General features: G+C 54.0%; 11 protein-coding genes and 4 pseudogenes. 10 read left to right on the top strand and 5 right to left on the bottom strand.

The annotated features are described in order from the left end of the window. Positions 1 to 159 (bottom strand): annotated as a pseudogene (locus GJV78_RS15025) (DNA methyltransferase); the annotation flags it as partial. A 498-nt stretch (positions 160 to 657) separates the two neighbouring features. Here GJV78_RS15025 and GJV78_RS15020 point away from each other — a divergent pair. After that, on the top strand, positions 658 to 858 hold the full coding sequence (locus tag GJV78_RS15020) for a hypothetical protein (RefSeq protein ID WP_017694174.1): 201 nt from the start codon (positions 658 to 660) through the stop codon (positions 856 to 858). Between the two features lie 31 nt (positions 859 to 889). Here GJV78_RS15020 and GJV78_RS15015 read toward each other — a convergent pair whose 3' ends face one another. Beyond that, the gene (locus GJV78_RS15015; protein ID WP_017694173.1) at positions 890 to 1,120 is read right to left on the bottom strand and encodes a plasmid partition protein ParG; all 231 of its coding nucleotides are present in this window, start codon (positions 1,118 to 1,120) and stop codon (positions 890 to 892) included. 52 nt (positions 1,121 to 1,172) lie between these two features. Further along, entirely contained in the window at positions 1,173 to 1,793 is a 621-nt protein-coding gene (locus GJV78_RS15010; protein ID WP_017694172.1) for a ParA family protein, read from the bottom strand. Between the two features lie 342 nt (positions 1,794 to 2,135). On the opposite strand from GJV78_RS15010, the pseudogene GJV78_RS23660 reads away from it, so the two are divergent. Together GJV78_RS23660 and GJV78_RS15005 are read left to right on the top strand one after the other, a co-directional pair. Further along, a pseudogene (locus tag GJV78_RS23660) lies at positions 2,136 to 2,216 on the top strand (recombinase family protein); the annotation flags it as partial. Between the two features lie 172 nt (positions 2,217 to 2,388). Beyond that, positions 2,389 to 2,538, top strand: a pseudogene (locus GJV78_RS15005) (Rpn family recombination-promoting nuclease/putative transposase); the annotation flags it as partial. A 61-nt stretch (positions 2,539 to 2,599) separates the two neighbouring features. On the opposite strand, the gene istB reads toward GJV78_RS15005, so the two are convergent. Both istB and istA read right to left on the bottom strand, forming a co-directional pair. Beyond that, entirely contained in the window at positions 2,600 to 3,379 is a 780-nt protein-coding gene (gene istB, locus GJV78_RS15000) for an IS21-like element ISSen3 family helper ATPase IstB (RefSeq protein WP_026094368.1), read from the bottom strand. Beyond that, complete coding sequence (istA, locus tag GJV78_RS14995; RefSeq protein ID WP_017694170.1) at positions 3,379 to 4,401, bottom strand: IS21 family transposase; 1,023 nt, start codon at positions 4,399 to 4,401, stop codon at positions 3,379 to 3,381. The genes istB and istA overlap by 1 nt, the downstream gene beginning before the upstream one ends. 84 nt (positions 4,402 to 4,485) lie before the next feature. Between istA and GJV78_RS23655 the strand changes: the two are divergent. The 7 genes and pseudogenes from GJV78_RS23655 to GJV78_RS14965 form a co-directional block, all read left to right on the top strand. Continuing rightward, positions 4,486 to 4,724, top strand: a pseudogene (locus tag GJV78_RS23655) (Rpn family recombination-promoting nuclease/putative transposase); the annotation flags it as partial. Positions 4,725 to 4,748: 24 nt separating this feature from the next. Next, the gene (locus GJV78_RS14990) at positions 4,749 to 5,852 is read left to right on the top strand and encodes an O-antigen ligase family protein (protein ID WP_230979159.1); all 1,104 of its coding nucleotides are present in this window, start codon (positions 4,749 to 4,751) and stop codon (positions 5,850 to 5,852) included. Next, the gene (locus GJV78_RS14985; RefSeq protein ID WP_017694167.1) at positions 5,830 to 6,204 is read left to right on the top strand and encodes a cupin domain-containing protein; all 375 of its coding nucleotides are present in this window, start codon (positions 5,830 to 5,832) and stop codon (positions 6,202 to 6,204) included. The genes GJV78_RS14990 and GJV78_RS14985 overlap by 23 nt, the downstream gene beginning before the upstream one ends. Further along, complete coding sequence (locus GJV78_RS14980; protein ID WP_017694166.1) at positions 6,198 to 6,974, top strand: glycosyltransferase family 2 protein; 777 nt, start codon at positions 6,198 to 6,200, stop codon at positions 6,972 to 6,974. Before GJV78_RS14985 ends, GJV78_RS14980 begins: the two co-directional genes overlap by 7 nt. After that, the gene (locus GJV78_RS14975) at positions 6,965 to 8,683 is read left to right on the top strand and encodes a hypothetical protein (RefSeq protein ID WP_155109077.1); all 1,719 of its coding nucleotides are present in this window, start codon (positions 6,965 to 6,967) and stop codon (positions 8,681 to 8,683) included. The genes GJV78_RS14980 and GJV78_RS14975 overlap by 10 nt, the downstream gene beginning before the upstream one ends. Then, a complete protein-coding gene (locus GJV78_RS14970; RefSeq protein ID WP_017694163.1) occupies positions 8,670 to 9,149 on the top strand; it encodes a hypothetical protein in 480 nt (159 codons plus the stop codon). The genes GJV78_RS14975 and GJV78_RS14970 overlap by 14 nt, the downstream gene beginning before the upstream one ends. After that, complete coding sequence (locus tag GJV78_RS14965; protein WP_017694162.1) at positions 9,142 to 9,912, top strand: WavE lipopolysaccharide synthesis family protein; 771 nt, start codon at positions 9,142 to 9,144, stop codon at positions 9,910 to 9,912. The genes GJV78_RS14970 and GJV78_RS14965 overlap by 8 nt, the downstream gene beginning before the upstream one ends. The last annotated feature ends 25 nt before the right edge of the window (positions 9,913 to 9,937 follow it).

Genomic DNA, 9,937 nt, shown 5'->3' with positions numbered 1-9,937 from the left:
GGGTTGCAGCCATTCATCGGTTTTATCGCCGGCGATGGTACGCCCCTGACGGTCACGAAAACCAACGAGGTATGGCGGGTCAGTCAGTATGAAATCGACGGCCTTCTCAGGAAAGCCAGCCATTACCTGCACACAGTCACCCAAAATCAGACGGGACATAATCATTCTCCTTTCTCAAATGCGGCGCCAGTTACGCCGTGCCGATACGACAGCCGGGCGAAAAACGGAGCAGACAAGGGCACCACCGCAAGCCGCAGCGCAGATAAAAGCAGACGCTGACTGGACGATTTGACGGCGAAAATTGAGCCGGAGAACGACGGGAAGACAGCGGAAAATGCATTTTGAAATCACTGCGACCGGGTGAGGGTGGTGGCGAAGCCTCCCTTTTCTGCACAGCGGCCCGGCTACAGTAGCGGCACGGCGTTCATAGCAGAGCGGTATGAATGAGGAGCGCAGCGACATCGTATTTTCATCGTTGCTGTCCACAATTTCGGTGGGCAATTCTGTGTATAAAGTGAGGGTATTCTGCGCAGGTCGCTACCAGCACGGATGACAGCACGCCTGACAAGAATGGTTATCTTTTAACCATCCACGAAGACTTCACTTTTCCTGATGTGGTATGTTGATACTGACTGTAAAAAACCGGAGCGGAAATGGATGGACAGAGAAATGCTGGCTGAGTGGCTGCGGGATATTGCCCAACATATAGAAGAGGAAAGCCCACTGATTCGTGATGTCAGTGTGGATGATGCCCTTTCCGATGAGGGGCTGGCCAGAAAGATCATCACCATCACGTTCAATGCGCCTGGTCGCGCCCCACAGCCTGAAGAGGACGCCAGCAGTATCCCTCGACACTGACAGTCCGATGTACATTACTGCTTAATGGCGGTTATTCATTTTCTTTAAGCCAACCATCTACAAGTTGGTTGATGACATCCGTTATTGAAGTTCCATTTCGCACGCAGGCGGCTTTAAATCTGGTGTGTTTATCCTCATCAAAATTGACGTTAACACGCTTAACTTTTCCTGATAGGGCTGGCGCAGAAACCACCCTATCGAGGTCTCTGTTCTCACCGAATGTCATTTTTTTGCTACCACTATGGGCTTTTTCAAGTGCCATATATTTACTCCTATCATCAATTACTCATTTGAGTGTATAAGTAAAAACACAATTACTCAAATATGCTAACTATCTCTTTTGTAAGGATTTCGATTTCACCTTTAGCCGCTCCATCACTAGACTCGAACACGCTGTCACCATCAAGAATCGATTTGACGTAAATCTGACGCTGGGTAATAGCCGTGCGGAACGATTTAACTCCAGTGTCCCTGATACTTTCTTTTAGAACACTAAGCATGGTTGCCTGTTCGATTTTTCGGGTAATGAGAAAACGAGCTTCAACTTTCCGGCTATATGCCTGCGCTTCAAGGACAGTGACAACGCTTCCTGCTGCAGAAAAATCAAGCGGGCTGGGAGTAACCGGAATGATAACAAGATCGCTGACCATTACCGCAGCAGATGTAATAACGGAAAGCGAACCGGCACCATCAACGATGACAAAATCATATTCAGTAAGGTCTTTCCTAATGCCATATACATCTTTTTCAGAAGCGGCTGTAAACACATCAAATGCAGCCTTCCCAGATTTACTCCAGGTTGTCAGACTCATCTGAGGATCTGTATCCACAACTGCGATGTTGTATCCCGCTCGAGCCATTGCAGTACTCACATTGATTACTGCCGTGGTTTTACCTGAACCGCCTTTAGGGTTAAGAAAAGAAATCACCTTCACACTCAAAAACTCCTTTGTGTATTTACTCAATTACTCCTCTGAGTTTTGAGTTTATCACCTGAGTTAAATGAGTAAAAACAAAAACACACATTTGCACAAAAACTCATTTACTCACTTTAGCGATTAATGAGTAAAAACTCAAATGAGTAAAAAACTAAATCTTACGATATATCAAAATTTGAAGGGATGTCTTGGCAATGAAAGTACGCTACAGCTTTTGTGGTTGTCTGGCAGTATTAACGGCATGTACCAAAATGACCGGTTTCGTACACCGTTCATAGAGCCTGTTCAAAACTTAGTGTAATTAGTTTCGTACATCCATTTCGTACAGAAAATTATGCCATGTCACGAGTTTATGCTTACTGTCGGGTCTCCACGCTTGAACAGACAACGGAAAATCAGTGCAGGGGAGATCGGGCTGCATACGCCTTGCCAAATCCAAACGTAGATATTGTAAATCGTTTTAAAAATACAAGGGGAGGAGAGGGCCCCCTCGGCACAGTCCACTGAAGGAATGGCAATTCCGTTCACCGCCAATGTTAGCTTTTTCCGAGCTGTGATAACATCTTAGGGGCATTTTTCAGAGCCAGGGCTGATGAAGAAGAAAAGCAGCACACCCACACCCCACGATACCACGTTCAGGCAGTTCCTGACGCAACCGGATATTGCCCGTGATTTTATGGAACTCCACCTGCCCGCAGAGCTGCGCGCCATCTGCGATCTCAGCACGCTGAAACTGGTGTCAACGACGGATAAAAAGTGATCCACTTATATCTCCACCGACGGTCTAATATTGATCCACCGTTTTACTCAGGATTAGCTTCCGCTATAACCCCGGCCTTTCGTTTCTGTTTCAGTCGATAGCTCTCTCCTTTTATTTGAACAACGTGTGAGTGGTGTAAGATCCGGTCCAGCATCGCGGATGTTAGCGCCGCATCACCGGCGAACGTCTGATCCCACTGCCCGAACGGCAGGTTGGAGGTCAGGATCATCGCGCTCTTTTCATAACGTTTGGCGATGACCAGGAAGAACAGCTTTGCCTCTTCCTGACTGAACGGTAGATAGCCTATTTCATCGATGATGAGCAGCTTCGGCGCCATTACGCCACGGTGAAGTGTTGTTTTATAGCGACCCTGGCGTTGCACGGTGGACAGCTGAAGTAACAGATCCGCTGCCGTTGTGAAGCGAACCTTGATACCCGCACGTACCGCTTCATAGCCCATTGCTATTGCCAGATGCGTTTTTCCCACGCCGGATGGCCCCAGCAGCACGATGTTTTCGTTGCGCTCTATGAAGCTCAGTGAACGCAGCGACTGGATTTGCTTCTGCGGGGCTCCTGTGGCGAAGGTGAAGTCATACTCCTCGAACGTTTTCACCGCCGGGAAGGCCGCCATCCTGGTATACATCGCCTGTTTACGCTGATGGCGCGCCAGTTTCTCCTCATGAAGCAGATGCTCCAGGAAGTCCATATAGCTCCATTCCTGATCCACAGCCTGTTGCGACAGCGCCGGCGCTGCGCTGATAAGACTGTCCAGTTGCAGTTGTTCGGCGAGAACCATTAACCGTTGATGTTGAAGTTCAACCATTATGCGGCTCCTCTGCAGAACGTGTCATAGATGGACAGCGGATGATGCAGTGGCTGCCTGTCGAAGGTCACCAGGCTTTCGTCTACCTGTACGTGATATTGTTTTTTCTCTGGCGGCAGAGCCAGCATGGACTGCTGTTCTTCGATCCAACGATCGCAGGGACGGGTCTGGATAGTTTCATGCTTTCGCTGGTTAGCGACATCGTGCAGCCAGCGCAGGCCGTAGCGGTTGGCTGTTTCAACATCGACGGTTATCCCCAACGGACGCAGGCGAGTCATTAGTGGGATGTAGAAGCTGTTGCGGGTGTACTGCACCATCCGCTCCACTTTGCCTTTAGTCTGTGCCCTGAAGGGGCGACACAGCCGTGGAGAGAAGCCCATCTCTTTGCCGAACTGCCAGAGGGATGGATGGAACCGGTGCTGGCCGGTCTGGTAAGCATCACGCTGCAGCACGACTATTTTCATATTGTCGTACAGGACTTCACGCGGTACGCCACCGAAGAAGCTGAACGCATTACGGTGACAGGCTTCCAGCGTGTCATAGCGCATGTTATCAGTGAACTCGATGTACAGCATTCGACTGTATCCCAGAACGGCAACGAACACATGAAGCGGTGATTTACCGTTACGCATAGTGCCCCAGTCAACCTGCATCTGCCGTCCAGGCTCAGTTTCAAAGCGAACAACAGGCTCCTGCTCCTGAGGGGTGGCGAGTGAACGTATGAATTCTCTCAGTATGGTCATGCCACCACGATAACCCTGCTCAGTGATCTCGCGGGCGATAACCGTCGCAGGAATTTTATAAGGGTGGGCATCAGCGATGCACTGACGAATATAGTCCCGGTATTCATCCAGAAGTGAAGTAACTGCAGGACGCGGCGTATATTTTGGCGGCTCAGACTGCGCACGCAGATAACGCTTTACGGTATTACGGGAGATACCCAGTTCTCTGGCAATCGCCCGGCTGCTCAGACCCTGCTTGTGCAGGATTTTAATTTCCATAACTGTCTCAAAAGTGACCATAAGCTCTCCCGAATCAGGAGAGCAGATTAACCCCTGGATCTGATTTCAGGCGTCGGATATGGATCACTTTCGCACCGTTGGTAACAACTGGAGTCTGGTTCGTTTGTCGAAGTTGATCTCCGCCAGTATTTCAGCGACGTTATCTACAGCCTGAAAACCACTACCGGTGACGGGTATATTCATGTTCTGGTTGAGCATCAGTCAACGCCGGAAAACATATGGCTTTCCGCCTGATACGCTACGCAGTGGCTACCATGCAGCGGCACCTGGAAGCAGGCCATAAGAAATTGCCACTGGTGATACCGGTGCTGTTCTATACGGGTACCGGCGCGGCGATATTTGTGCTCATGTTACTGGCATGTGCACGAATGGCCGCCGTATACCGCAGGGTAAGTATTATCTTCTTACTTATCATCGGCGGACTACTGGGACAGGCATCGCTTCATTATCGTCCGGCACAGCTTCTGCCGGCAGGGCAGACGCCGCAGGCCGGCGATACCCGCCCCGCCGGGACGGATACGCGTCTGGCATGGAACCGCCAGCACTCCAACCAGGAGCGCCGTGCCATGTTACTGGGGTCGATGGCCATGATTGCCGCCCATCCCGTTACCGGTAGCGGGCTGTCCACCTTCGAGACACAGTTCCCTTATGCGCTGGTCAGCGCCGGGCTTGTAAATCCCTTTACCGTGACCGTCACGCATCCACATAACGAAATCGCTTACGTGTGGGCTGAGGGTGGGATTGCCGCCCTGACCGGTCTGCTGCTCTGGGGAGGCGTACTGGCCCTGCCGTTTGCTTCCCTCGTTACCCGGACCCGGCGATGGAAAACCGCCTGTCGCGGGGTGCTGTTCCTGCCACTGGTGCTGCATATCCTGGTTGAATTGCCTGTGTATGTCAGCGCCATACACGGTTTTTTGCTGGTTGTGCTGCTCTGGCTGGCCCTGCCCGTACGCGTCACCCGTCCGTTCGGGCGCTACCGGACGGGAAGACACCGTCGCACCGGTCTGATTCTGACCGGTGGTCTGTTGTGCGTGGCCGGTGGGATCTTTATGGCCACCGGACTGCAGTCAGCCAGCAAGCTCCGGGAGGCTGAACGATTCCGCCTGATGGATCCAACCCCGCTCGGGCAGCTTCTTAATCCGTACGCCCAGTCCGATCGGCTGCTGTTCGATCAGGCCGTCAGCGATTTAATGGCGTTTAATCTGACACAGGACCCGGTCTTTATCCGGCAGTTCCGCACCCGGGCCGGTATCTGGCTGGCGCGCCATAACGATGCCAACCTGACGGCAACGCTCATGCAAATCCCCCGGAACCAGCGCCAGCTCACGGCAACCCGCTACTGGCAGTACCGGGGGTGCCTGAGCTTTCCTCAGGATCTCCGTTTTCATTGCAACACTGCGTCATCCCTTACTTTTCAGGAAAAACGTTATGACTCCTTTTCCACACACTGATGCCCCGGTCGGGAACATCACCCAGTCCCGACTGGACGATATGATCGGCGGCTGGTTTGTCGGCGCCTTTCAGCCCGCATCCTATAACACTTCTGATGTGGAGGTCGCGGTCCAGGCATTTCCGGCTGGATACAAAGGTGAATACCACTATCACCGCCAGGCAACGGAAATTACTCTTCTGCTGTCCGGGCGGGCCTGGATGGCCGGAAGACTTCTGTTTCCGGGCGATATTCTGACGCTGGCCCCCAACACCCCCTCTTCTTTTGTGGCCCTGGAAGACTGCCGAACCGTGGTGGTGAAACACCCGGGCGTGCTGAATGATAAGTTCCTGGCCGGAGAAACAACATGCTGAACATCGTTATCCCGATGACCGGGCTGGGGTCCCGGTTTTCGCAGGCAGGTTACGTCGATCCCAAACCGTTCATTTCGGTGGCCGGCGTCCCGATGATCGAGCTGGTTATCTCAAGCCTGCGCCCGGCCTGTCCGCACCGTTTTATTTTTATCTGCCAGCAGGCGCATCTGGATCGTTATCATTTCCGCTCCCGCCTGGAGGAACTGGCTCCAGGTTGTAAGATTATCGGGCTATCCGGCCTGACAGAGGGCGCGGCCTGCTCTGTGCTGCAGGCGGCCCCTTTTATTGATAATGCCTCTCCCCTGATGATAGCCAACGCCGATCAGTGGTTTTCTGCCGATATAAATGACTACCTTGCCACTATGGCGCGTCAGAACTTGTCGGGCCTGTTGATGACCATGCATGCGTCTTCACCAAAATGGTCCTATGCCTGCCTGAATGAGCAGGGTCTGGTCACCCGGGTGGTGGAAAAAGAAGTGGTCTCTGAAATGGCGACGGCCGGTATTTATAATTTCCGGCATGGCCGCGATTTCTGCCGTTATGCCAGAGCAATGATGGACGATAACGAGCGCAGCCAGGGCGAATTTTATGTCGCCCCCGTATATACCCGCATGTACCAGGAAACAGGCGCCCGGATAGGTATTTACAGCACAGGTCGCGACGGTGACGGGATGCACGGACTGGGTACCCCGGAGGATTTGACCGCCTTCCTGGCCCACCCAGTTTTGTCACGGGCCCTGGCGCCGCTGAGGGTGAAGGCATGTATCTGATCGCCCTGTCTCACCGGCGAGCGCTGCGCTATCCCGCTTGCCGGGAAGCACTTGATATGCACGTGCTGGCGGCCGAATGCCCGCCTGACACCATCGTCATCACGTTTGCCCGGGCTCCGGCGCCGGCCCGAAAACTGGATGCCTGCTGCCGTCTTCAGGAGGTCCCTGACGGCGACGTGGTACTGACCCATTTCGACACGACGCCGCTGTATGCGCTGTTGTTCTGGGACATTGCCCTGCATATGGCTGTGGGACGTTGTCTGTACCTGCAGCAGTCTGACTGTATCGTCCGGCTCCTGGAACGGAGCTGGTACCGAAAGGCATTCCGGGCAGAAAAAAGATCCCCCGGAGGAGTGATACGCTTTACAAAGGTAGCCTCTCTTCCGGCCGAGGCCGATCGCGGTCTAGGGGAATGGAGTTTTTGTATCCCGACAGGTAACGGAGACCCCACAGCGCTGAATCTCTGTGTCGCACGTATTCTCGAGCTGGCGCTGCCGGTTTACGAGATTATTCTCTGCGGCCTGCCTGCCGCCGGTTTTCGCTACTGGTCTCAGGTGCGTATTGTGGGTGAGGACATCGCAGCGTCGCCACTGCACATTACCCGGAAAAAAAATCTCCTGGCCCGCACGGCCCGCTATCCGAACCTGTGCATTCTGCACGACAGGGTGCTGCTCCCGCGTAATTTTTATACCGCGGTGCAACGCTTCGGGGATGATTTCCCACTGACCGGGTTTCAGTCGTTCTGGTTCGCCGGTACCGGACAGACGCTGCCATTACGGTATTCTGATTTTGGCGTCGCAACACAACTTCCGGCACCGGAGTGGCCAGCCACACGCCCCTCAAGGGAAGAGATAACCTGTCTTGCAGATCTTCCTTTATATGCCCAACACCCTGCCCGCAGTGATTTCAGCCGGGATTATCTGACCGGTAGTCTGTATTTATGCAAGCGCAGCGTATGGGCCCATATCCCGCAGAACGAGGCACTGTTCTGGCAGGACTATGAAGATCTGGAGCAGGCCTTCAGTGCCGCACAGGCGGGGATCCCTTCCCGGATCAATCCATACACCCTGACGCAGAGCCTGTCTTACCGAAGTGTAATGCACTACATGGGGCGGCTGAGCGGGATCACCCGTTCCGGCCGGCCGGTTTCGGAACGCCCCTGGGGAACATTCCTGCTACCCCGTCGACCACATCTTCCGGTCCGGGAGGCCGAAGGACATCACCGGTTACGTCAGTTTGCGGCCCGCTATACTACCGATGCACTGAAGGACAGCATTCCTCCGTCACTGCCCGGTATACAGCGTTATCGCCTCATTATCCGTTTATTGTGGGCAGCAAGAGGGAATACCGATTCGCTGCTGAATGACTGGTACCAGTTAATCCTCTGTGAATCCCCCGTTCCGGATGAAGCAAAGATGCTGGAAGACACGCTCAACAGCGCCATAACGCCTGCGGAAAAGAAAACGACGTTCCTGCGTCATCCTACGCTGATCCGGCAGGTGTTCAATAACATCTTCAGTTCCCCCTTTCAGCCGGATGCCCCTCGCCCGACGCCCCGCGCGGCCCGTATAGCGGGAAGCCTGCTCAGTGCATTCTGGCTACGCTACGGCAGCAGGCACACCTGGCTCCGGCTTTCGGTTTTTGCGTTGTGGCGCGAGCTGGCTTCCCGTCCCCCCCGGATCACGGAGAGTACTCATGACACTAAGTGATATTCGGGTTTTCCGGGCTGAACTGTCCCGGATCTCTGCCTGGTTAAACATCACAGAAGCCAGCGGGACACTTCCGGGGTACCGGAATGCCGCCTGTTTGTGGCTGACGCTTTGCGGTAACCGTATCGTGATGTCGAAGGCCCTGCAACAGGGAACACAGGTACGTATTATCGTGCTGTACCAGACAGGTAAAGCAACGCCGCCTCAGACTGTCTGGCCCGTACTGGCTCATTTCTATGCCACCACACCGGCAGATGCCCCGGAAATAAACCTGATCCTGACGGGAAATGACAGCCAGATCCAACATCAGGCGTGGACGCAATACCTGGCCTTATCCACCCCGGACTCTCCTCCCGCAGGCAGACTTCTGCTGCGCTTTGTTCTTTGCTGTCTGGCTCCGGTGGCGGCCGGCAGAGCGGCACATATTGTCCGCCGATTATTGAGACGAGGGAGGGCCAGTGCATAACCTCAGTATTGTCTTTCAGGGACCGGCCGACGTGAGATGCTCCACGCTGTATCTTTACCTGCAGCGAACGCGCAACACGTTCCCTGACGCTGAAATCATTGTATCCACCTGGCACAGCACGCCGACGACAGATGCCCTGCTGAACGCCCGCCTGGCGCGGATGGGGGTACGTCTGATCCTGAGTAATGATCCGGGGCCGCTGACTGGCCACGATATTTCCGGGCGCTGGACAACGAACCTGAATCGTCTGTTGTGTTCAGCCCGTGCAGGCCTGCAGGCAGCCAGCCGTCCGCTGGTTATAAAACTGCGAACGGACACATGGCTGTCCTCCCGCGCACTCCTTGACCGGATTGAGCAGGATGTCCTGAGGGATGCCGGTCCTCCAAGACAGGAGGCCTTTAAGGTTTTCAGTCACCGGGTCATTAATGCTTCCTGGTTCGCCCGGGATCCAAAAGGAAGCCTGCCCTTTCTGTTTCATCCCGGCGATATCCTGCTGGCCGGCAAAACTGAAGATGTCCGCCTTTTCTTTAGCGCACCGCAGGCCGATACGTCTCTCTTTTGCCCGGCAAGGATGCCCGGTCTCTGGAGCGCCTGGCGCTACGTCCCGGAACAATGGTTCTGGATACACGCCATCCGTCAGATTACAGGCAGGCTGGTCTATGAAGGTAATTTTGCCCATACGCCAGCCCTGGTTACGGCGTCAGAGCAGTTTTATCTTGCCAACTTCGTCCCTCATGATCATAGAATTAGATACGCCATGTAGCACCTAGCCTTTCCTGTGTAGTAAT

Source organism: Intestinirhabdus alba, assembly GCF_009711095.1.
GTDB classification, from domain to species: Bacteria; Pseudomonadota; Gammaproteobacteria; order Enterobacterales; family Enterobacteriaceae; genus Intestinirhabdus; species Intestinirhabdus alba.
Note: the sequence above shows the minus strand (reverse complement) of the source record. Positions and strands in the feature narration are given on the sequence as shown.